This window comes from Virgibacillus phasianinus, assembly GCF_002216775.1.
Lineage (GTDB): Bacteria > Bacillota > Bacilli > Bacillales > Amphibacillaceae > Virgibacillus_F > Virgibacillus_F phasianinus.
Genome location: NZ_CP022315.1, coordinates 1,567,066 through 1,587,323 on the forward strand (window position 1 = coordinate 1,567,066; position 20,258 = coordinate 1,587,323).

General features: G+C 40.1%; 28 protein-coding genes. 25 read left to right on the plus strand and 3 right to left on the minus strand.

Annotated elements, in window-relative coordinates; genetic code table 11:
• The first annotated feature begins 98 nt into the window (after positions 1–98).
• The 4 genes from spoIID (at position 99) to spoIIID (ending at position 4,457) form a co-directional block, all read left to right on the plus strand.
• A complete protein-coding gene (gene spoIID / locus CFK37_RS07935; protein ID WP_245837328.1) occupies positions 99–1,229 on the plus strand; it encodes a stage II sporulation protein D in 1,131 nt (376 codons plus the stop codon).
• A gap of 117 nt (positions 1,230–1,346) precedes the next feature.
• The gene (spoIIQ, locus tag CFK37_RS07940; protein ID WP_089061357.1) at positions 1,347–2,339 is read left to right on the plus strand and encodes a stage II sporulation protein SpoIIQ; all 993 of its coding nucleotides are present in this window, start codon (positions 1,347–1,349) and stop codon (positions 2,337–2,339) included.
• A 396-nt stretch (positions 2,340–2,735) separates the two neighbouring features.
• Positions 2,736–3,773 (plus strand): AimR family lysis-lysogeny pheromone receptor, encoded by a 1,038-nt coding sequence (locus CFK37_RS07945; RefSeq protein ID WP_089061358.1) that lies wholly within the window; start codon positions 2,736–2,738, stop codon positions 3,771–3,773.
• 372 nt (positions 3,774–4,145) lie between these two features.
• On the plus strand, positions 4,146–4,457 hold the full coding sequence (spoIIID, locus tag CFK37_RS07950) for a sporulation transcriptional regulator SpoIIID (protein ID WP_245837329.1): 312 nt from the start codon (positions 4,146–4,148) through the stop codon (positions 4,455–4,457).
• A gap of 652 nt (positions 4,458–5,109) precedes the next feature.
• Here the strand turns inward: spoIIID and CFK37_RS07955 are convergent.
• Positions 5,110–6,132 (minus strand): nuclease-related domain-containing protein, encoded by a 1,023-nt coding sequence (locus CFK37_RS07955; protein ID WP_157724811.1) that lies wholly within the window; start codon positions 6,130–6,132, stop codon positions 5,110–5,112.
• 367 nt (positions 6,133–6,499) lie between these two features.
• On the opposite strand from CFK37_RS07955, the gene mreB reads away from it, so the two are divergent.
• Complete coding sequence (gene mreB / locus CFK37_RS07960) at positions 6,500–7,501, plus strand: rod shape-determining protein (RefSeq protein ID WP_089061360.1); 1,002 nt, start codon at positions 6,500–6,502, stop codon at positions 7,499–7,501.
• A gap of 46 nt (positions 7,502–7,547) precedes the next feature.
• Positions 7,548–7,925 (plus strand): DNA-directed RNA polymerase subunit beta, encoded by a 378-nt coding sequence (locus tag CFK37_RS07965; RefSeq protein ID WP_089061361.1) that lies wholly within the window; start codon positions 7,548–7,550, stop codon positions 7,923–7,925.
• Positions 7,926–7,967: 42 nt separating this feature from the next.
• On the opposite strand, the gene CFK37_RS19895 is transcribed toward CFK37_RS07965, so the two are convergent.
• Positions 7,968–8,114 carry a lmo0937 family membrane protein gene (locus tag CFK37_RS19895; protein ID WP_157724812.1) on the minus strand — a complete coding sequence of 49 codons (147 nt, stop codon included), beginning with the start codon at positions 8,112–8,114 and terminating at the stop codon, positions 7,968–7,970.
• Positions 8,115–8,251: 137 nt separating this feature from the next.
• Between CFK37_RS19895 and fabZ the strand changes: the two genes are divergently transcribed.
• Together fabZ and CFK37_RS07975 are read left to right on the plus strand one after the other, a co-directional pair.
• Complete coding sequence (fabZ, locus tag CFK37_RS07970; RefSeq protein WP_089061362.1) at positions 8,252–8,671, plus strand: 3-hydroxyacyl-ACP dehydratase FabZ; 420 nt, start codon at positions 8,252–8,254, stop codon at positions 8,669–8,671.
• Positions 8,672–8,788: 117 nt separating this feature from the next.
• Positions 8,789–9,151, plus strand: coding sequence for a hypothetical protein (locus CFK37_RS07975; RefSeq protein WP_089061363.1), 363 nt, complete (start codon positions 8,789–8,791; stop codon positions 9,149–9,151).
• A 66-nt stretch (positions 9,152–9,217) separates the two neighbouring features.
• Here CFK37_RS07975 and CFK37_RS07980 read toward each other — a convergent pair whose 3' ends face one another.
• Positions 9,218–9,769 carry a YtxH domain-containing protein gene (locus tag CFK37_RS07980; RefSeq protein WP_089061364.1) on the minus strand — a complete coding sequence of 184 codons (552 nt, stop codon included), beginning with the start codon at positions 9,767–9,769 and terminating at the stop codon, positions 9,218–9,220.
• Between the two features lie 276 nt (positions 9,770–10,045).
• Between CFK37_RS07980 and CFK37_RS07985 the strand changes: the two genes are divergently transcribed.
• The 17 genes from CFK37_RS07985 (at position 10,046) to CFK37_RS08065 (ending at position 20,255) form a co-directional block, all read left to right on the plus strand.
• Positions 10,046–10,387: a YflT domain-containing protein gene (locus tag CFK37_RS07985; protein WP_089061365.1), complete on the plus strand. Its 342-nt coding sequence runs from the start codon at positions 10,046–10,048 to the stop codon at positions 10,385–10,387.
• A gap of 311 nt (positions 10,388–10,698) precedes the next feature.
• Positions 10,699–10,959, plus strand: coding sequence for a gas vesicle protein GvpJ (gvpJ, locus tag CFK37_RS07990; protein ID WP_089061366.1), 261 nt, complete (start codon positions 10,699–10,701; stop codon positions 10,957–10,959).
• 58 nt (positions 10,960–11,017) lie between these two features.
• A complete protein-coding gene (gvpT, locus tag CFK37_RS07995) occupies positions 11,018–11,473 on the plus strand; it encodes a GvpT/GvpP family gas vesicle accessory protein (RefSeq protein ID WP_089061367.1) in 456 nt (151 codons plus the stop codon).
• 40 nt (positions 11,474–11,513) lie between these two features.
• Positions 11,514–12,002, plus strand: coding sequence for a gas vesicle protein GvpQ (gene gvpQ / locus CFK37_RS08000; protein WP_089061368.1), 489 nt, complete (start codon positions 11,514–11,516; stop codon positions 12,000–12,002).
• A gap of 27 nt (positions 12,003–12,029) precedes the next feature.
• Entirely contained in the window at positions 12,030–12,290 is a 261-nt protein-coding gene (gene gvpJ / locus CFK37_RS08005) for a gas vesicle protein GvpJ (protein ID WP_089061369.1), read from the plus strand.
• A 347-nt stretch (positions 12,291–12,637) separates the two neighbouring features.
• A complete protein-coding gene (gvpO, locus tag CFK37_RS08010) occupies positions 12,638–12,898 on the plus strand; it encodes a gas vesicle protein GvpO (protein WP_089061370.1) in 261 nt (86 codons plus the stop codon).
• Positions 12,899–12,919: 21 nt separating this feature from the next.
• Positions 12,920–13,834: a gas vesicle protein GvpN gene (gene gvpN, locus CFK37_RS08015; protein WP_089061371.1), complete on the plus strand. Its 915-nt coding sequence runs from the start codon at positions 12,920–12,922 to the stop codon at positions 13,832–13,834.
• A gap of 28 nt (positions 13,835–13,862) precedes the next feature.
• The gene (locus CFK37_RS08020; protein WP_089061372.1) at positions 13,863–14,633 is read left to right on the plus strand and encodes a GvpL/GvpF family gas vesicle protein; all 771 of its coding nucleotides are present in this window, start codon (positions 13,863–13,865) and stop codon (positions 14,631–14,633) included.
• Positions 14,633–14,887, plus strand: coding sequence for a gas vesicle protein GvpG (locus CFK37_RS08025; protein ID WP_172840471.1), 255 nt, complete (start codon positions 14,633–14,635; stop codon positions 14,885–14,887). The genes CFK37_RS08020 and CFK37_RS08025 overlap by 1 nt, the downstream gene beginning before the upstream one ends.
• 2 nt (positions 14,888–14,889) lie before the next feature.
• The gene (locus tag CFK37_RS08030) at positions 14,890–15,696 is read left to right on the plus strand and encodes a GvpL/GvpF family gas vesicle protein (protein WP_089061374.1); all 807 of its coding nucleotides are present in this window, start codon (positions 14,890–14,892) and stop codon (positions 15,694–15,696) included.
• A 410-nt stretch (positions 15,697–16,106) separates the two neighbouring features.
• Positions 16,107–16,370, plus strand: a complete 264-nt coding sequence (locus CFK37_RS08035) for a gas vesicle protein (protein WP_089061375.1) — start codon at positions 16,107–16,109, stop codon at positions 16,368–16,370.
• The gene (locus tag CFK37_RS08040) at positions 16,351–16,632 is read left to right on the plus strand and encodes a gas vesicle protein K (RefSeq protein ID WP_089061376.1); all 282 of its coding nucleotides are present in this window, start codon (positions 16,351–16,353) and stop codon (positions 16,630–16,632) included. Before CFK37_RS08035 ends, CFK37_RS08040 begins: the two co-directional genes overlap by 20 nt.
• A gap of 31 nt (positions 16,633–16,663) precedes the next feature.
• Positions 16,664–17,023: a gas vesicle protein gene (locus tag CFK37_RS08045; protein WP_089061377.1), complete on the plus strand. Its 360-nt coding sequence runs from the start codon at positions 16,664–16,666 to the stop codon at positions 17,021–17,023.
• 16 nt (positions 17,024–17,039) lie between these two features.
• Positions 17,040–17,732, plus strand: coding sequence for a YtxH domain-containing protein (gene gvpT / locus CFK37_RS08050; RefSeq protein WP_089061378.1), 693 nt, complete (start codon positions 17,040–17,042; stop codon positions 17,730–17,732).
• Positions 17,733–17,757: 25 nt separating this feature from the next.
• Positions 17,758–18,171, plus strand: a complete 414-nt coding sequence (gene gvpU, locus CFK37_RS08055) for a gas vesicle accessory protein GvpU (protein ID WP_089061379.1) — start codon at positions 17,758–17,760, stop codon at positions 18,169–18,171.
• 534 nt (positions 18,172–18,705) lie between these two features.
• Positions 18,706–19,215, plus strand: a complete 510-nt coding sequence (locus CFK37_RS08060) for a competence protein ComK (RefSeq protein WP_089061380.1) — start codon at positions 18,706–18,708, stop codon at positions 19,213–19,215.
• Positions 19,216–19,397: 182 nt separating this feature from the next.
• Positions 19,398–20,255 carry an efflux RND transporter periplasmic adaptor subunit gene (locus tag CFK37_RS08065; RefSeq protein ID WP_089061381.1) on the plus strand — a complete coding sequence of 286 codons (858 nt, stop codon included), beginning with the start codon at positions 19,398–19,400 and terminating at the stop codon, positions 20,253–20,255.
• The last annotated feature ends 3 nt before the right edge of the window (positions 20,256–20,258 follow it).

Below are 20,258 nucleotides of genomic sequence, written 5' to 3' on the forward strand. Positions count from 1 at the left end.
ATTGTATACGATTAATAGTAGATATGCTAGTAGGAGATTGCTGTTTTATTTCACTCAATCCACCACACACCAACCATCATTACAAAAGGAGGCAATCAATGAACAACAAATCATCCAAGAAACGTAAACAAGATATGTATGCTTATATTGAGCGGAAAAGGGCCCTTAAATATAAGCAAAATGGAAAGCATCCGCAACAAATAAAGGGAAGCGGGTCATTATCATTTTTAAAGAGCCCAAGTTTCCTAATTATGGGAAGTTTGATCATGATCATATTGATTATGCCTTCATTAATTGTAGCTCCTTATATTCATCCGAATGACCAGGAAACGATTACGGATAATTTTGAGCAGAAGGCCCCTAAACTGAATGTCGGCGATTCGCCATTTTCTGTCGCGGTAATGCGGGCAAGTTCTGATGAAGTTGAAAATATCCCGCTTGAGAAATATGTGTCAGGGGTTGTTGCTTCCGAAATGCCAGCTAAATTTGAATTGGAGGCTTTAAAAGCACAGGCACTTGCTGCACGGACGTATATTGTCAACCATATGCTTCTCAAACCAGAAAAGGTTGATTCAGCTGTCACCGACACCGTTCAGGATCAGGTATATAAGGATGAACAGGAGCTTAGAAGAATCTGGGGAGCAGACTATGACTGGAAAATGAACAAAATTATGAAGGCAGTGGAAGCAACGCAAGGAGAAATTCTTACCTATAAAGATAAGCCAATTGATGCTTCATTTTTTTCAACCGGAAATGGGTATACGGAAAACTCGGAGGATTACTGGGAAAATAAAATTCCTTATTTAAGGAGCGTCCCGAGTCCATGGGATAAAAATTCGCCCAAATTTTTAGATCAGGAAACGATTCCTGTCAAAGAGGTGGAAGAGAAACTAGCAATTGATATACCAGACAACAAATCTTTAAACTTAAAAATATCACGTACAGATGGCAAACGCGTTGATCAGTTAAAAATTGCTGGCAAGACATTTTCCGGAAGAGATGTTCGGGAAGAATTGGGCCTAAGATCGAGTGACTTTACAATAGAAAAGAAAAACGATCACTTAATTTTCACCACTAAAGGTTACGGGCACGGTGTGGGCATGAGTCAGTACGGTGCAAATGGTATGGCGAAGGAAGGTAAGAGTTATAAGGACATCCTTACCCACTATTATCAGGGCGTTGAAATAAGTAAAGTAACGGAGACAGCGCCAACATTGGTTTCCAGGTAAAAAGAATATGCATAATTACCTGCTTTTAACAGATACTATCTGTTTGCAATAAATTTTTTTCGTTTGATGTATATAATTTCCTTTTTCTGATCAGAATGGTTGTTGAGGTGATGATCTATGAAAGAGGAAAACAATAGCGGTTCAAAAAACAAATGGAGCCAGCTGTTTCGCAAGAAGTGGTTTTTTCCGGCAGTATACTTGACAGTCGCTGCACTTCTTCTAACGTTTGTTGTGTGGTATCAGAATTTGGAGCAAGTTCCTGAAGCTCAAAATGATCAGGAATCAACTGATACAGCGACAGACCCATTCGATGAGGAAGCACAAACTGTTATGGAGCAACAAGAAGTCGTTAAAATGCCTGTAAGTAACCTGGATCAAGCAGAAATCGTAACTAAATTCTATGACTACAACGCAGACGAGAAAGCTAAGGAAAGTGCGCTTGTTCATTATAACAGCAGATACTACCAAAGCACAGGTGTAGATATTGCTGCAGGCGAAGAAACATTTGATGTAACAGCATCATTAAGCGGTACGGTGGAAGAGGTAAAAGAAGATCCGTTACTAGGGAATGTCGTTGTACTATCCCATGGTAAAGATCTAAAAACCTATTATGCTAGTCTCGCAGAAGTCAACGTTAAAGAAGGAACAGATGTTAAACAAGGTGACGTACTTGGAACAGCTGGACAAAACGTTTTTGGCAAGGAAGATGGCGTTCACGTCCACTTCGAGATCAGAAAAGGTGAAGAGCCAGTAAATCCAGAAGCATACTTCAACCAGCCGGTAAGCTCAATTAAGGCAAAAGACAAGTCAGAATCTGAGAAAACCGAGAAGGAAAGCGGAACAACTCCAGAGGATTCTAAGTCAGACGAAAAGTCTGCAAATCCAGAAGATGAAACAAGCGGCACAGAAGATGACGCTGTTAATTCCGACGATCCAAGTGGAACACAGGAAGATGGCGCTAAGCAAGAAGACCCAAGTGGAACACCAGATGATTCACAAGATGATTCAGGCAATACGGATGAAGATGTAACCCCTGACGATTCATCAAATCAAGATGGTGAAATGTCAAATGAAGGTGCACAGTCATCCGCAGCAAATGCAAGTGCCTAAAAGAGTAAGTATGGAGAAATAGCCTTTTATACCAAAAGGGCTATTTTTTCGTACTTAAAGGAAATATAGAAGTTTCTAAGGATTTAAGTATAAGAAAAACTTCGGCATTCGCTATTAAAGACTGCCGAGATTTTCTAAAAAGATAAGAATATATCGAATATGTCTAGCTCCAGCGCCCCAGAAGCTGCCGTCATAAGCAATGGACACTACGAACGCTAAACCCATGCGTTCTACGGTCCCTTGCTTATACGTCCGCTTCTAAACGGGCGCTTGCGCTTTTCTTGTGAATCATGCGAATATTGTCGATGAATTAGGGCTATCGCACTATAGGAATTGTGATAAGATAGATTATGGTTTATGAAAAGTAATCAATAGTAAGGGGAATAAAACAGGAAAATGACTAAAGATACAGTAACCAATTCTATTCTTTCCATCACACATGATGGTAAGTTGTCGCTGGAACACGTGATTTCAATGTTATCCACGCAGCATGATGAACAAACCGTACTAGAGTTAGTCAGAAAGCTCTGCCTGCAAAGTAATAAAAGCGAGATTATGAAAAAAGGTATGGAGCTTTTGTACATGAATGGCTTCTACTATGATTTACAAGCGTTAATTGACAAAAACAACAAGTCTGAACATAGATCAAACAAGCAATGGGCTGCAATCTATCAATTAATGATGGATCGCAAATTAAATAAAATATCACCCCAAGAAGTATTACACCACGCCGATATGCTCCAAAGTGAAGAACCGGAAGTAATATGTTTAATAGAATTTGCCAAAATATCAGCCCATCACGCACTGCATGATTTCGGAAAAATAGGTAACTTCCTGGATAAACAACAGTCTCTATATGATGCTGTTTGCGATCCATTCCTATTATCTTATTTCGATATCCGGTTATATCAATTTATGTTTATTTATTACTGGGTTCGCAATGAGCTGATTATGGCTAGAAAGTATGCATTCCGGGTATTAAATTTAACACAAAACCCTAAAACTAAAATTTCAATTAACGTCAATTTGGCACTCACCTACGCATTTGATACTTATCAGCAGGGCATGCATCATTTGAACGAAGCAAAAAAGATTGCCAAAGAACATGGATTAATGGAAGACCTGAACATTATTCAAAACCAGGACATTCCATTTTTATCAGCACATCATAAAAGGGTGAAAGGAATTTCTACCTATGATAAAAGCGAACAAGCCCATATTGAAATTGCTAAAGGAAACCACAGGAAAGCGGCAAACATCCTGAGACAATTACCACTGGATACACCGTTTCAACTGTATTATTTAGGATTAGCCACAAATGATAAGGATTTATTGTATCAATCCTACAACTGGTTTATCGAAAAACGCAGCGATCACTTTTTTGCAAGGCTGCCGGTGCAGGCATTACAGGAAATGCGGGCATACGCAAAATAATAATATGAAACTGGGAAGAGCTCTTTTTAAAAAGAAGGGCTCTTTTTTTGATTTATCTGTTATCTTTTTGAAAAATACTTCTTGTCCCTTATGGAAAAGGGATAAAATTAATCATAAACAGGTCTTTTTAATAATAAAATGTTACAAACCAAGCATTCAGTAATGTCTGAGGTGAGAGCTTGTGTGGCCTGTAGGTTAACCGCAGCAGTAATCCGTCTATACATATATTTTACATGTGCTATCCATAAAAGTGTGCTGTTTTTTTAACGTACACGATTCATTGCTTTTTCAAAAAAGAATACAGGCACAGCTAACTGATTCACCTTGTCTCATTTCACACCTCGGAATTATCAACTTAGGGAGGCGAATGGTGTGCACGATTACATCAAAGAAAGGACAATCAGGATAGGCAATCATATCGTGGAGACGAGGAAGACCGTCCGAATGATAGCAAAGGAATTTGGTGTGTCCAAGAGCACTGTCCACAAAGACCTAACAGAACGCTTACCAGAAATTAATCCAAAACTCGCAAATCAAGTCAAAGATATTCTTGAATACCACAAAGCAATCCGACATCTCCGCGGAGGCGAAGCAACCCGGAAAAAGTATAAAATCAAACCCGGGAGCGCCTCACCAATCAAACTAGACCCCACAAAAGCTACAACCGTCAAAACAGTAGGATAAGCATAACGTGGACAACGACGGGAAAACCCAGGCTAATTTAGGCTTGGGTTTTTCGGTGTGACTGACACGATGATGGATTTATTATTAAGTTGGGACGGAGGATATCGGCTGAATTTCGGATATAATGGCCGTTCTGGGGGTATAACCGCCAAACACCGGATATAACGGCCGTTATCGGAATATAACAGCCAAATTTCAGATATATCATCCGATCACGGGATATAATAGCCAAACCTCAGATATATCGTCCGTTCTCGAGATATAACTGCCAAATTTCAGATATATCATCCGATCTCGAGGTATAACGGCCAAATTTCAGATATATCATCCGATCACGGAATATAACAGCCAAACTTCGGATATATCGTCCGTTCTCGAGATATAACGGCCAAATTTCAGATATATCGTCCATTCTCGGGATATAACAGCCAAACTTCAGATATATCGTCCGATCTCGGGATATAACAGCCAAACTTCAGATATATCGTCCGATCTCGAGATATAACGGCCAAACTTCAGATATATCGTCCGATCTCGGGATATAACAGCCAAACTTCAGATATATCGTCCGTTCTTGAGATATAACGGCCAAACCTGCGATACACCAATTCCCAACCTACATATTCAACTCTAGCTTAAAAATTGGCTACGTTTACCATATAGAATTACTTTGGATTCCTAGGGGAAAGAGTGAATCCTGCGGGTAATCTTCAAGTGAGGGGGAGTGATATTTCCTTCCCTTTTTTTCTCCTGAATGGCTTAGTCCCATGGAATTTAGTATTCGGTATGCGACTTTTACAGATGGGGTCTGCAAAAGATTGCGGCATTCCTTGTTAGTAATGGTATTTTTGTTGAGCAAGAAGTAATCGAAAATAAGTCGTTCATGGGCATTCTTACTTGAAGTAGAACACTTGACACAGGTCCATGTGTGGTGGGCACGTTCCATTGGGGAATGCTGACAACCGGGACAGGGGATTCCTTTGATGAGGTGCTGTTCATTTAAATTGTGTTTCTTTAGCAAATGCGGTAAATGAGGAATATGGTTTTTCAAAAAATAATTACATATCTTTTTCAACCTGGTCTTAGTCAATATTTCCTTTTGGTGTTGATTGACCGCTTTGTCCAAAAAAATTGGAATGCTTTCCGCGTGAATCATTTTATTAAAAACCTCTTGATTCTGCTGCTTGCATTTGAGAACTGTTCGAGGATCACTGATCACAACTAGGTATTCAATAGGGATAGCAAATATTTTCATGCTTTGCAGGAAAGATTCCAGGTTTCTTTGTTGTGCTTCAGCCTGGAAAATTGGATTTTTTATACCTTTTACTTCCGTTCCCACCCTTTGAATAAGTTGATTAAAATCAGAATCATATTCTAATATACCTTTAATATTTTTTATTTCCAATATCTGAAAAAAGGACGGGGTGAGGATTAACGTATCAATTTGAAAATAGTGAGGACCATTTCTTAAACGAAGTCCCTGAATGACAAGGCAGTTATTTAGTGGGTATAATGAAAGCTTATAATCAACATCCCTTTCCCCGCGATAACCAGCAGACTCTTTTAAATATCCAATGTTGATAAACTCATTATTTCTATAACCTGGCTTTAATTGCCTGAATAATGCCTCATAGGCTAAAATAGAATATGGTTTTTTTCGGTATTCTAAATGCAATAAGTTCACTCCTCTGATTGTTAGTAAATATATAATTCAACATTCATTGCAAATATCCTTTTTTATTTTTATAAATTTTACGGCTATCTGGAAATGCTGCAGAATAATTGTCATTTAAAAGGATAACAGCCAAACTCCAGATATGTCATCCAATCCCGGAAAATAAGATCACCCATACCACCACAAACCTGTAAATTGAATCCGTGCAATACAATATACAAAAACCCCGCACATTTGGTCGAAAAATACTGCACAATTTAAGTTTTTATGCATTAATTTTGCCTATTTTGTGGTAAAATATAATATTAGTAGCATTGTGTTCGTTGATAATGTGAGATAGTAATTGCGACAGGGAGGATCTTTATTAATGTTTTCTCGTGATATTGGAATTGACCTTGGAACTGCCAATGTTTTAATTCATGTTAAAGGTAAAGGTATTGTTTTAAATGAACCATCAGTTGTGGCGATGGATAAAAATACAGGTAAAGTTTTGGAAGTGGGAGAATCAGCACGTCGCATGGTTGGGCGTACCCCAGGAAATATTGAAGCTATTCGCCCGTTAAAGGATGGGGTTATTGCTGATTTTGATGTAACGGAAGCGATGCTGAAGCATTTTATCAATAAAATCAATGTTCGTGGATTTTTGTCAAAACCGAGAATGCTGATTTGCTGCCCGACTAACATTACGAAGGTTGAGCAAAAGGCCATCCGGGAAGCCGCTGAAAAATCAGGCGGTAAAAAGATTTACTTAGAGGAAGAACCCAAAGTCGCAGCAATTGGCGCTGGGATGGAGATTTTCCAGCCTAGTGGGAATATGATTGTTGATATTGGTGGTGGAACTACTGATATTGCTGTACTATCGATGGGCGATATTGTTACAGCTGAGTCCATTAAAATGGCCGGTGATAAATTTGACATTGAAATTCTTCACTACATAAAAAAGAAATACAAGTTGTTGATCGGTGAACGCACAGCTGAGGAAATCAAAATAAACGTTGCGACAGTGTTTGCCAATTCACGTAAAGAGGAAATGGATATTCGTGGACGGGATATGGTTAGTGGTTTGCCACGTACCATCACTGTACACTCCGAAGAAATTTCCGGCGCCCTGCAAGAGTCAGTGGCTTTGATTACCCAAGGCGCAAAAACAGTACTGGAGCACACACCGCCTGAATTATCTGCGGATATCATTGACCGCGGCGTTATTTTAACTGGTGGCGGTGCATTAATTCACGGCATTGATCAATTGTTGGCAGAAGAATTGAAAGTACCTGTTTTCTTATCGGACGAGCCGATGAATTGCGTTGCCAGGGGAACAGGGATTATGCTTGAAAACATTGATAAGATTGAACGGAAAAAAGTACTGTAAATAGAAACAAGGTACGAAATTGTAAGATAGTAAGGAGTAACAAACCATGTCAAACAGCCAACCTGAATTGAAAAGCGAAGAGAAACAAACGCGATCGAACAGGCCAAAACTAAAAGATAAGCTAAAAGAAATGATTCCCCAGGGGAAAGCAAAGTCGGACGAAACAGAAGCTGCTGCTGAAAAAGTAACCAGGAAACAGCAGAAGGCTAAACAAAAGGCTGAGAAGAGAAAAAAGAAAAAGCCGAGACGTCGTGTTTTTCCAATCTGGTTGCGGATCATTGTAGTTCTTCTTTTATGCGCAATTGCACTGGTGGTTGGTGCAGTTGTCGGCTATGGTGTAGTTGGAAGCGGCAAACCAAGTGATGCACTTGACATGGATACCTGGCGCCATATTATTGATATCGTTACGAAGACTAAAAAATAAGAAAAGCATGGCTCAAATTAGCGAGCCATGCTTTCGTTATACTTACGGAACTTTTTTGCCGGTAATTAAACGGATGATTAAAACGATTACTGCGATAATAAGGATGATGTGGATTAATCCGCCTGCAATGTGAAACACGAATCCAAGTGCCCATAGAATTAATAGGATAATTAGTATGGTCCAAAGCATTCCGGGTCCTCCTTTTTAAATGGTTGTTTAATGGTTAAAATACCGCAAATCTGTTAAAATTAAACATAATCTTGCTTTATATGGCAGTATTTACTATGCCCGAATTTTACATAACAAAACATGAAGGAGAGACCCACATGGATATACAAGGAATTAGAGAAACTATCCCCCATCGTTACCCTTTTCTTTTGGTTGATAAAGTTACTGAAATGGAAGAGGGGAAAAGCGTAACAGGATTAAAGAATGTAAGTATAAACGAACCATTTTTCCAAGGTCATTTCCCGGACTATCCAGTCATGCCGGGCGTTCTAATTCTTGAGGCGCTGGCTCAGGTTGGTGCTATTGCAGTACTTGGAATGGAAGAAAATAAGGGCAAAATTGGATTCCTGGCTGGAGTTGACAAATGCCGGTTTAAACGTCAAGTTAAGCCAGGGGATCAACTGAAGCTTGAAGTCGAAATTACTAGGGTAAAAGGACCGATTGGAAAAGGGAAAGGTACTGCAACGGTTGATGGCGAAGTTGCTTGCGAAGCGGAAATAATGTTTGCCATAAAATAATACAGTTCAAGGGGCGACTTGGCTAAGGTCGCTCTTTTCTTTTGCTGATAAAAGTATTACCTGGCGATTTCTGGTTAAGCTAAGGGCGAAAGTGACATTTGAAGGAGGAAATTTAAAATGAGAAGAAACCTTTTAATAAAGCTTGGTGCCCCAGTTTTGGCTTTATCCCTTGTAACAGCATGTGGAACCAGTAATGATGATGATCCGGTCCAAGATGAGGCTCCACTGAACGAAGAGGACGATAATGGTAACCAAAATAATATGGAAGATAACAACAACGACGTCGAACAGGATCTTGAAGATGATATTCAGGACGGCGCCGATGTTCCCGACAATGGCGACAATAACATTAATGGAAATGACAATGGCAACATAAATAATGATGGGAACAACAATAATGGCACCGACAAGAATGACGGAATGATGGATGATGGTACAAACGATGAAGACTTGGACAAAAATAAAGATGATAACAAATAACCGCTAATCCTTCTTTGCGCTTTTAGCAAAAAAATGACAGGACTCTTGGACGTCCTGTCATTTTTTCTATTTAATGCTTTTTTTCTTCGAAGCGGCTGCACCGCTGCTTGCAGGCTTCTTGGAGCCAGTTTTGGTTCCCGTTTTTTTACCTGGACTTCCTTCTGGTTGTTCTTTAGTAGCTGCTGCCTCTTTTGAACCCGCGGTTTTCTGCTTTTCGTCCTTTTTCGTTTCCTTTGTTTTAGGTTCTTCTGTTGAACTTTCTTCCTTTGTAATTTCCGTTTCCTCTGGCTGTAATTCAGACTTCGCATTTTCTTGATCAACGGAAGGTTGCTCATTACTGTTACCCTTTAGCTTGTTTGTAAGTGATTTTGATTTCTCGGAAGAAATTGATTTAAAATCAGTAAGCTTTGCTTTTGCATTTTCACTAAATACAACAGTCTTATCCTTTGCATTTATCGCTTGTTCGGTAACATTTGCCCGCAGTTCTTTTCCGGACTTCGGTGTCAGCAGTAAGGTCGTTACAGATCCAAGTACACCGCCCAATACACTTGCCGTAATGACATTCTTATTATCCTTAATGACGCTTTTCGCCTTATTTTTCACTGTTTGTTGTGCCATGATTATTCCTCCTTAGAATTTAAAAGAATATATTTGAACCGGTGCTTTCGGACATTATTTGAATCAATTACACCGGGGATTTTCAATTTAAGAAACCCCTTGTCTGACACGGTGCCAGACAAATAGAGCAAGGGCATAGCTTGATGCTTTATAGCCATCTTTTTCCCTTATAAAAGATCGTCTAAACAGCTAATTTTAGTTTTAAAAATGTATAGGTTTTTTTGTTTAAACGATAAATGGGGCGGGTAACCGTATTTAACATAGGAGGGATTCAAATTGGAACCTAAATATAAAATTTTCCATAATGATGACCATTTAAGTGAAGCGATTGATAAGTTGAGAAATGACGGAGTTCCGGATGATGATATTTATATACTGGCTCATGATAATGATCATGACAGGCGCAACAGGAAGGAAACAGATGCGAATAAAATTGGGGCGAAGGTTACCGGAGTCGGTACTGCTATGAAAAATGTGTTCAGAGGCAAAGGTGACACCCTAAGATCAAAAATGGATGAGATTGGGTTTGATAAATCAAAGGCAGAACAATTGAAGATAGAACTTGATAAAGGAAAATCTTTACTGGTTGTTACGAATCAGGATAAGGTTGAGTTTTAAAGATTGTAATAACACAGGAATATGAAGGCTTATAGGAAAACATTCTGTTTTCCTATAAGCCTTTTTTCAATCTAAAATAAAACAGTTTTAATCAAATTGTTATATTTGTCATATTGGCGCTTAGGAAAATTCAGTATGTGCAACGCAGTAGAGTTAGTTGATACGAGTCTATATCCTAAACAGTAATAAAGATTGTAATATATGGGAAATTCCGGCTGACTTAATTAAATCAATGTTTTAAATAACTGGTTAAGTGAAATGTTCTTATCAATACCATAAAAGTAGATGGTTACTTAGTTAGGAGGGGCAGGATGAGTGTTCAAAAAAGTGCAGACAGTTCTAGCTTAGCAGAAGTTATTGACAGAATTCTCGATAAAGGGATTGTAATTGATGCCTATGCAAGAGTTTCACTTGTCGGAATCGAAATCCTGACCGTTGAAGCAAGAGTTGTAATTGCCAGCGTGGATACATGGTTACGATACGCAGAGGCAGTTGGCCTGCTTCGTGATGAAGTGGAGGAAGAAGGTTTGATTGAACGTCAGGGAAGCCGCGATGTTCAGTTCAGCAGTTAAAATACAGTATAAAAAATACTTTTAAATAGACCAGAACAACAGGGAGAAGGTGATTGCTATGGTAGAGGAATCACAGGCAAATCAGAACAATGATAAACAACAATCCGAAGACAGCAACAATTCATTAAATCTTGCTCTCGTTGGAGGTGTTGTTGGGGCTGGAGTGGGTCTCCTGGCAAGTCCGGAAACGGGTAAGAAAGTTTGCACCCGAATCGGCCAGTCTAGTGTAGTAAAAGGTGCAGGGCGGGAGATCAGGAGAACCGCGCAGGATATTATTACCGAACAGATGATGAATGCTTTTCGGCAAAATGCTTCGGGCTATATTAGCAAATATGCAGGCGGTTTGCTTGGCAAGGGAAAAGAAAATGAGGAAGAAAAGGCTGCGGAGAAGGGCAAATCAGACTTCCAGGAACAGTACGAAGAATTGAAGGAAGAAAATAATAACCTGAATGAAAACCTGCAGCGAATTGAAGAAAAGCTAAATGCCTTGTTAGAAGCAAGCAGTAAGAAGTGATGAATCAGGCAAATCGACCCTAATTTTAAAGGGGGATTTAATGACAGCTAAACCTGCGAAAAAGGCAGTAGGCAAAATTGCTGAAATGGCGATAGAGAAAACACCTGATGCCATCGAGGAAAAGGCCAAAGATAAACTGAAAGAAAAAGCAAGCGACATGATGAAAGAGAAGGTTCAGGAAAAGGCACAGGTCAAGGCAGATCAGGCTGCTGACAAATTGGAAGAAGTAAAAGAAAAGAATAGTGAAAACGTGCATGGTAAAGCGGAAGAGGCAAAAGAAAAGGTACAGGATATTCTGTTGTCTGTCCGCGATAAGCTGCAAAACGCAAAGGAAGCTGGGGAGGAATTTCAAGAAAAAATCTCCTCAAGTAATAAATCAGGAAACAAAAGCAGCAAGTTAAAAGGTGTGCAGGACATTAAGGGCGTTACGCAAATAAAAAGTTCAATGGGCATTAAAAGCTCCACAGATCTAAAGAAGTCAACCGACCTTAAGTCCTCAGCGGATATAAAATCATTAGGTTCAAAATAAATCTTCATTCTGAGAGGAGAATGTACTGTGGCAGTTCAAAAAAGTACGGATAGTTCAAGTCTAGCAGAAGTAATTGACCGAATCTTGGATAAAGGAATTGTAATTGATGCCTATGCAAGAGTTTCCGTTGTAGGTATTGAAATCTTAACCGTCGAAGCAAGGGTTGTTATTGCAAGTGTTGACACATGGTTGAGATATGCAGAAGCAGTCGGGTTACTCCGCGATGAAGTGGAAGAAGAAGGTTTGCCAGCACAGCCGAATGAAAGGGACGCACAATTTAGTTTTTAGATAGAAAAGCGGAAGCGTCTGTTAAGTGGCGTACAAATAGATAGGACTGTGAAAGTACGGTGAACTTTCCGTACATTCATCAGGACTAACTATTTGCTAGGCACTGGTCGCTGGAGCTAGACAGTGAAAAGCGGAAGCGCCCGTTAAGTGGCGTACAAATAGATAGGACTGTGAAAGTACGGTGAACTTTCCGTACATTCATCAGGACTAACTATTTGCTAGGCACTGGTCGCTGGAGCTAGACAATAAATGAAAAGCGGAAGCGCCCGTTTAAAAGAGTGAGGGCGGAGAGGCAGTGGCATCGAGGCTGGCTGTCCTCTCCTACTATTAAGGATGTGGAGGACGACATGGAGATTAAAGAAATAATGAATAATGTGACAGACTTTTTTCGTGAAAATGTAGCTCCACCGCATAAAATCACATCTGTTGAAGCGGCAGAGGAAGAGGGCTGGAGAGTTACGGTAGAAGTTATTGAGGAAAAGGAATATATGAAGAAATATGCGAAGGATGAAATGCTTGGAACGTATGATGTTCTGTTAAACAAAGATAAGGAAGTCACCTCATTTAAAAGACAGGATATTCGTTTTAGAAGTAAAATCCAAGGCTAAGAGGTGACTGGAGGGAAAAGCATGACTGTCCTAAAAGAAAAAGTTAATACCGATTCAAAGGCGCTGGTGCAGGATGATGAAACGAAACATCTGCTGTCGCGTTCGTTGCGATACCTGAAAGCCGGATATCCAATTCACTTTAACGGTCCATCAGGAACAGGAAAGACATCGCTGGCCCTTGCACTTGCGAAGAAACGAAAGAGGCCGGTAATGCTGATTCATGGTAACCATGAGCTGAATAATAGGGATTTGATTGGCGATTTTACGGGTTATTCAAGTAAAAAAACAGTTGATAACTATGTGCGTTCTGTCTACAAAAAAGATGAAAGTGTTACGGAAACGTGGAGAGATGGAAGGCTGCTTGAGGCAGCTAAGAACGGGTACACGCTAGTCTACGATGAATTTACCCGGTCACATCCGACAACCAACAATATCTTTCTTTCCATTTTAGAGGAAGGGGTTCTCCCATTATACGGGTCGAAATTAACGGAGCCTTATATTCGGATTCATCCAAAGTTTTCCGTAATTTTCACAAGTAATCCATTGGAATATGCAGGTGTCTATGAAACACAGGATGCGCTCCTTGACCGCTTAATTACCATTCCATTGGGGTATAAAGCGATTGAGCAGGAAGCAGCTATTCTGGTTGGAAAGATTGGCATAGAAGAAGAAGAGGCACAGGCAATCACAACGCTGGTAGCAAATTTGCGGGAAAAGTGTCTGAAAGAGAGCAGAAGTGGTCCGAGTTTAAGGTCCTCCCTTATGATTGCGAGGCTTGCTTCAGAGGAAGACATTCCAATTGATGGCAATGATGAGGATTTTCAGGTTCTATGTACGGATCTTCTGACTTATACGGTGAGTGAGTGTATGGAAGCAGAGCATTCGGAAGAGGAGGCTCGTAATCTGATTCTTGAATCATGCGTGGAACATGTTTAGGCAGTAGTTTAAAAGGAGAGTAAAGCATATGGATCAAGCAGAAGAAACAGGGATTTATATTTTTTGCGGAATTCAAACGGACCAGGATGGAGAGGAATTTGGCAGCATTGAACTGGAGGAAGAGAAAAGAGAATCCTTCACCATCAGATACAAGGATGCCGCAATGGTTGCCTGTGAGGTTCCCATGAAAATTTACCATCCAAACCGGGAAAATTTAATGATGCATCAAACCATGGTTTCAAATGTAATGGCGCAAAACGATACGGTTATCCCGATAAGTTTCGGAAATGTATTTAAGTCGAAAGAGGATGTAAAAGTACTAATTGAGAATTTATATCCACAATTTGAAAAGCTGTTTCCTGCTATTAAAGGGAAAATTGAACTTGGCTTGAAAGTTATTGGGAGAAAGGAATGGCTTGAGTCAAGGGTAAATAAAAATCCAGAAGTGGAAGAAATGGCGAAAGTGGTTCGCGGTAAATCAGAGGCTGCCGGGTACTACGATCGAATTAAACTTGGCGGAGCGGCACAAAACATTTTTGCCGATCTAAAGAATGAAATAGAATCCGGCGTATACACGCCGCTTGAGGAAGTGGCCGATGCTGCAAAAACGAATGAACCACAGGGAGAGAAAATGCTTCTGAATGCAGCGTTTTTAATCGATCGCGAAAAAGAAGAGGAATTTGATGAAATTGTAAATGAGCAGCATGAGAAATGGAAGGATAAAGTCGATTTTAAGTACAGCGGTCCCTGGCCTGCGTATAACTTTGTCAATATCCGCTTAACTGTGGAGGAAACCTGATGCTGGTTTCAGGACCAATTAAAACGGTAATGAAAATTGCGAAAAAGGTCCAGGAAGAAGTAGATAAAGAACTTTATGACCTTCCAACTATTCAACAAAAGCTGATACAGCTTCAAATGATGTATGAGTTAGAAGAAATACCTGAAGATGTTTTTAAAGAAAAAGAGGAAGAGTTATTAGCAAGATATGAAATGGCTAAACGAAAAGAAATGGAACAATGGGAAGCCATGACGAAGCAAAAGGATGATGAATAAAAATGGAAAATCTGATTTATTTATATGGCTTGGTACCAGCTCAGGAGGCAACGGAGAAATCACTGCCTCAGCTAAAAGGTTTTGACGGGGAAGGAAACTTGTTCACTATCCCGATCAATCATACAACCGCCATTGTTTGCGAACTGAATGGCTATGATTACTCGGAAGAAACAATAGCAGATAAAATGAACAATGATATGGAATGGTTGCAGGAAAAGGCATTTCATCATCATGAAACAATAGCATCACTTGATAATAAATTCACATTTATTCCATTAAAATTTTGCACCATTTATAAAAACGAAAGCAATTTGCGTGAAACCATTCTTGCCAGTGAAGATAAGGTTGATGAATCGTTTAACCGGCTTACTGATAAAGAGGAATGGACGCTTAAAATATACAGTGATGACAATAAGTTGAAGAAGCAAATTGGCAACAGTAACGCCGCTATTGAAGAGAAACGAAAGGAAATCAGCGAATTACCACGTGGAAGGCAATTTTTTGAAAGGAAAAAGATTGATTCACTGGTAGATAAAGAGCTTGATAAAGAAAAGGATCGTATCGGTGAAAGTTTACACGATAAGCTGAAGAAATATGCAGTGGATACTTCCATTAAGAAAAACTGGGGTAAAGATGTAACTGGTTTACGCGATGATATGACATGGAATAGTGTGTATCTGCTTCCAAAAGATCAAGTGAAGGATTTCGTAACAGAAATTGAAGTAACTGAAAAGGAACTGGGCGATTTAGGCTTTCGGATTGAGGCTGCAGGACCCTGGCCAGCCTATCACTTTTCCAGTATTTCTTAGGCTGTTTTCGTTTTGTTTCTATTATCGTGGTTGATAGAAACTACGACATAACTTTATAGGAGTGTTAATCCACCGCTACGGAAAAACATTGCGCTTTCCGTGGGCAGCTGATGAGCCTCCTCGAGCTTACGCTCTCCGGGGTCTCATCTAGGCTTCTGCTCCCACAGGAGGCTCGTCACTCGCCCGCGGAAAGCGTAGTATATTCAAGATGCGATGATAGATCCACATATTTGTGTATTAACTATACCTTTTTCAGTGCCCTCAGCGTAAGCCCGAGGAGGCCATGAAAGCGCAGTATTTTTTAAGCAGCGATCGCAGGGGGCCAAACATGGTTATTAGTTACGTCGTAGTTTACAAATTTTGTATCAAAGCAACAGAAACAGCTTTTCATAAAGTGAGGGATGATATATATGCCGTCGACCAGAGAAACGATTGAAAATAAGGATGTTGGGCTTATCGATATACTCGATGTCATTCTCGATAAAGGTGTTGCCATCAAGGGCGACTTAATTATCTCAATCGCCGGCATTGACCTGGTGTACCTGGATTTGCGCGTCCTTATCGCATCTGTCGAGACGCTCGTTCAATCCCATGAAAATAATCAAAAAGAAATAACTTCAGCGAAATTTGATCAGCAAAGGAGGGAGTTGCTCGATGCCACAGAACCAGACTAGAGGTCGGATTAATCTGGATCCGGAAAGTGCGGAAAACGGGCTTGCCGAACTTGTTATGACAGTGATTGAATTATTGAGGCAAATTGTTGAACGCCATGCGATCAGACGTGTGGAAGGTGGCACCCTGTCAGATCAGCAGGTTGAAGATCTTGGCGTTGCCTTAATGGATTTAGAGGATAAAATGGAAGAATTAAAAGAAATCTTTGGCCTGGATGCGGAAGATTTAAATATAGATCTTGGGCCACTAGGAAGGCTAATGTAAACCTAGCGGAACCCGATTGGAGGTTCAATTTATGCCAGTCGAACAACAATTACAAAGCGCTAGCGCTAACGGGCCTAGTAACCTTGTCGATGTTTTGGAAAAAGTGTTAGATAAAGGTGTTGTTATTGCAGGAGATATCACGGTTGGAATTGCCGATGTCGAACTGCTGACGATTAAAATCCGCCTGATTGTTGCTTCGGTAGATAAAGCGAAGGAAATCGGGATGGATTGGTGGGAAACAGATCCATTCTTAAGTTCAAAGGCAACAGAAAACGCAACCACTTTAGAGGAAGAAAATAAACAATTGCGGAAACGGCTTGAAGCACTTGAAAACAAAATGGATACCAATCGATTAGATTCTGTTGAAAGTGGAACAGAAAATAACCAGTAAATTGGAAGGTGATTTCATGGCAACGGAAGAAAAAGAAAGTAAACGTAAATCTGGTTCAATCAGACGCGCCGCCACTGGTGGAATTGTAGGGGCAACCGTCGGCTATCTATCTACACCGAAAAATAGAAAAAAACTAGTTGCAAAGGTCAGTAAAGAAGCGTTGAAGAATACTAGTTCAAGTGTTGGCACCTTTACCAAAGATAAACTAAACAGCTTGAAGGATTCTGGAAAAGAAAACTATAAAAGCTTAAAATCGTCCACAACGAACCTGTTTAAGAAAGACAAGGATGAAGAAGAATCTCCGGATAATGAGGATTCAGAATTGATGCAGGAAAGCGAAAATGAAGAAGAAATGAATGAAACAGGTGAATCTGACAAAGATTATGAAGAGTTAAAAGAAGAAAATCAACACCTTCAAGACAGATTGCAGGGTCTGGAAGAGAAGATTGATAAATTATTTGATAACAACGAGGAAGAAGAGGACGAGGGCGAAAAAAAGTCTACTAACTCTAAAAAGAAAGATAGCGATGCAGAAGACGAAGAAGATGAGGAAGACGAAAAAAGCGGTGAAGATGTAAAAGAGAAGAAGAAAAACAGTGCAAAGAAATCAAGCGCTAAAAAAGGTACAAAAAGGACAAAAAAAGAAGAAACCAATGATGATGAAGAAGACGATACATCACTGGAAAGCGATGATGACACGTCAGCTTAAGGCAATCTAGAAAGGAGAAATGAAAATGAGTGAATCAGCATCTAAAGACAATATATTGGAGTTTTTTGTTAAAGCGGCGAATAAGCATGATTTTTCCTTAGATATATCATTGCTTGTCAATGGGGCGGTTATCTCAGGAACAATGATCTCTGCAAAAGAATACTTTGAGTCGTTAAGTGAATCGTTTGAGGATGGCAATGATATTGCGCAGGCACTTAGTGAGCAATTCACAAAAGCAAGTGAGTCTGTTGATTCAAGCAGTGATGGAGAAGCGCACTTTATCCACTTGAAGAACACCCATATTTATTGTGGCGACAGTAAACCGACTCCATCGAAAGGGAAGATTCTCTGGCGCGGAAAGCTAAATGAAGTGGACAGTTTTTTCCTTGGTAAGATTTCAGAATCAAAAAGTTCCGGCTCAAACAGTAAAAAATCGTGATTAAAATGAATAGCAAAATATAAAGAACACACCAGTTCGTGAATGGAATGGTGTGTTCTTTTAGGTAATTAGAAAGGCGGTAGCGCCCATTTGGGACCACCCCGTGCAACGTGGGTGGTTCAATGCTGCTGTTGTTCGTGTAAAGTTAGCGAATACTAGGCCGATAAAACAACTCGGGTGAGAATCCGGCCAAGTCGGGAGACGACAATCAGGACTTCTTCGGGCGCGGGACTTTTGACTCAATCCGCGTTATTTCCAAGTCGGGTGACAGCTATTTATCTCCCGACTTGGACTTGTTTTCTCGCAAGTTCAACCTATTTCTCCCCGGGTTTCGTGTGCTCTCTCCCCGAGTTTTTTACTCCTCTATCGGGTTCAATATGACGGGTCAAACCCACATCTTGCCCCGCTTTAACGAACCTGGGACAAGGAACCTGTCCCTCTGTCCCAAAATTTTTTTCAGAAAGGTGAAAAAAATATAGATAATTAGTCTGATCCATAGTACAATAGTCTTATATTGAACCTAAGAGGTGTATTATGAAAAAGTTAAAGCTTGGTCTTACTGTTATTTCGCAAACTACAAAGGCTATTATCAGGAATGATTCAAAGATTCACCCTTCCTTAATTATGGAGGAGACAGGGGAATTTCGCTCGATACATAAACCAGAGCAAATTCTCATCAAGAATTGCCTAATGTATGGATCATCGCTTCACGGAAGACAAACTGCTGCCAAGCAAATTTTAAAGGTAAATAGTAAAGTTCCTGTTGTTCTAAGCCCGGAATTAGGCTTATTCTTGATTCCTACTTCCTCAACGAAAGGTAAGGATTGTGTCTGGCTCGCATACCACCATATTGACAAGTATGAGAGTTGTGGTGATAAGAAGACATATGTAACCTTTAAAGATGGAACTGGAATTTATGTGAATGCAACTGTAAGCACACTGGACATGCAGTATAAACGAACAAGTCAGCTTATCGTACATCAGCGAAAATCCTCTCTATTCGGCCCACCTTCACATCCAGACACAGACCATAATCCAAATTAAAAACCGCTATCCAGCGGTTTTTTCATTTGTAAAATATCGTTGTACTTGAAAGTTATTAATGGGTAAAATAAAGATATGAATCTTTTGGCGGTAACGGCCGTAATACTAATAACTAGACTACTACATAACTATAATCATAAACAATTTGAAATTTCCAAACGGTGAGAGGAGCAATCATACATATGAAAAAGGTGCAAATTCTGCTGGCAGCCCTGTTAGTAATAACGGTGCTTGCAGCTTGTAATCAGGATGAGGATAAAAAGACTGGAAATGAGGAAACCGTAACCTCCGTTGAAACGATGGCAGTTACGAAAGGTGACATGATTATCAAGCACACGGAATATGGACATACAGCTCCGGGTGCTAATACTCCAGTCATGCTCCAAGCTCCGGGAGAAATCAAAACACTGGAGGTGGAAAACGGCGAGCAGGTAACGGAAGATGATGTCATTGCCACCGTCCAAACGCAAATCGGAACGCAAACAATTTACGCGGAATCCTCGGGTCAAATTGCCAGTCTTCAGGGTGAGGAAGGCAGCATTGCAACGACAGAAAAACCTTTAGCTGTAATCATTGATCTCAATGAATTAACAGTAAATATGACTGTTACCGCGGAAGCCACCTCCCTGTTTAAAGAGGGGGAAACATATCCGGCTACAGTCAAAGGCAATGAGGTGGATGCAGAGGTTACTGCAATCGACACGTTGCCAAACGACACTGGCCTATATCCAATTGAAGCAACCATTAGCAACAAGGACGATAAACTGTTACCGGGAATGGTCGCGGAAATTAACGTTCCGGAAAAAACAGTTAAGGATGCACTGATTGTGCCAACGGAAGCGGTTACCGAAGAAAGTGGCAATGCCTTTATTTATGTAATCAAAGACGATAAGGCAATCGAGAAAAAAGTCCAGATTATTGAAACACAGTCAGATCAAACAGCTATAAAGGGTGAAGTGAAAAAGGGCGACAAGGTTGTAACAAGCGGGCAACTAACACTGACCGACGGAAGCAAGGTCAATGTGGTGAAAGAGGGGTAATGC

Excerpts from the sequence above, each read along its gene's own strand:
- CFK37_RS19895 (WP_157724812.1), bottom strand. The coding sequence starts at position 8,114 with ATGCTTTGGACCATACTAATTATCCTATTAATTCTATGGGCACTTGGA.
- gvpJ (WP_089061366.1), top strand. The coding sequence starts at position 10,699 with ATGAGTGTTCAAAAAAGTGCAGACAGTTCTAGCTTAGCAGAAGTTATT.
- CFK37_RS08060 (WP_089061380.1), top strand. The coding sequence starts at position 18,706 with ATGAAAAAGTTAAAGCTTGGTCTTACTGTTATTTCGCAAACTACAAAG.
- CFK37_RS07980 (WP_089061364.1), bottom strand. The coding sequence starts at position 9,769 with ATGGCACAACAAACAGTGAAAAATAAGGCGAAAAGCGTCATTAAGGAT.
- spoIID (WP_245837328.1), top strand. The coding sequence starts at position 99 with ATGAACAACAAATCATCCAAGAAACGTAAACAAGATATGTATGCTTAT.
- CFK37_RS08025 (WP_172840471.1), top strand. The coding sequence starts at position 14,633 with ATGCTGGTTTCAGGACCAATTAAAACGGTAATGAAAATTGCGAAAAAG.
- gvpT (WP_089061378.1), top strand. The coding sequence starts at position 17,040 with ATGGCAACGGAAGAAAAAGAAAGTAAACGTAAATCTGGTTCAATCAGA.
- CFK37_RS08040 (WP_089061376.1), top strand. The coding sequence starts at position 16,351 with ATGCCACAGAACCAGACTAGAGGTCGGATTAATCTGGATCCGGAAAGT.
- CFK37_RS08065 (WP_089061381.1), top strand. The coding sequence starts at position 19,398 with ATGAAAAAGGTGCAAATTCTGCTGGCAGCCCTGTTAGTAATAACGGTG.
- CFK37_RS08035 (WP_089061375.1), top strand. The coding sequence starts at position 16,107 with ATGCCGTCGACCAGAGAAACGATTGAAAATAAGGATGTTGGGCTTATC.
- CFK37_RS08045 (WP_089061377.1), top strand. The coding sequence starts at position 16,664 with ATGCCAGTCGAACAACAATTACAAAGCGCTAGCGCTAACGGGCCTAGT.
- CFK37_RS08020 (WP_089061372.1), top strand. The coding sequence starts at position 13,863 with ATGGATCAAGCAGAAGAAACAGGGATTTATATTTTTTGCGGAATTCAA.
- gvpO (WP_089061370.1), top strand. The coding sequence starts at position 12,638 with ATGGAGATTAAAGAAATAATGAATAATGTGACAGACTTTTTTCGTGAA.
- fabZ (WP_089061362.1), top strand. The coding sequence starts at position 8,252 with ATGGATATACAAGGAATTAGAGAAACTATCCCCCATCGTTACCCTTTT.
- gvpU (WP_089061379.1), top strand. The coding sequence starts at position 17,758 with ATGAGTGAATCAGCATCTAAAGACAATATATTGGAGTTTTTTGTTAAA.
- CFK37_RS08030 (WP_089061374.1), top strand. The coding sequence starts at position 14,890 with ATGGAAAATCTGATTTATTTATATGGCTTGGTACCAGCTCAGGAGGCA.
- spoIIQ (WP_089061357.1), top strand. The coding sequence starts at position 1,347 with ATGAAAGAGGAAAACAATAGCGGTTCAAAAAACAAATGGAGCCAGCTG.
- CFK37_RS07965 (WP_089061361.1), top strand. The coding sequence starts at position 7,548 with ATGTCAAACAGCCAACCTGAATTGAAAAGCGAAGAGAAACAAACGCGA.
- mreB (WP_089061360.1), top strand. The coding sequence starts at position 6,500 with ATGTTTTCTCGTGATATTGGAATTGACCTTGGAACTGCCAATGTTTTA.
- CFK37_RS07945 (WP_089061358.1), top strand. The coding sequence starts at position 2,736 with ATGACTAAAGATACAGTAACCAATTCTATTCTTTCCATCACACATGAT.
- gvpN (WP_089061371.1), top strand. The coding sequence starts at position 12,920 with ATGACTGTCCTAAAAGAAAAAGTTAATACCGATTCAAAGGCGCTGGTG.
- gvpT (WP_089061367.1), top strand. The coding sequence starts at position 11,018 with ATGGTAGAGGAATCACAGGCAAATCAGAACAATGATAAACAACAATCC.
- gvpQ (WP_089061368.1), top strand. The coding sequence starts at position 11,514 with ATGACAGCTAAACCTGCGAAAAAGGCAGTAGGCAAAATTGCTGAAATG.
- CFK37_RS07975 (WP_089061363.1), top strand. The coding sequence starts at position 8,789 with ATGAGAAGAAACCTTTTAATAAAGCTTGGTGCCCCAGTTTTGGCTTTA.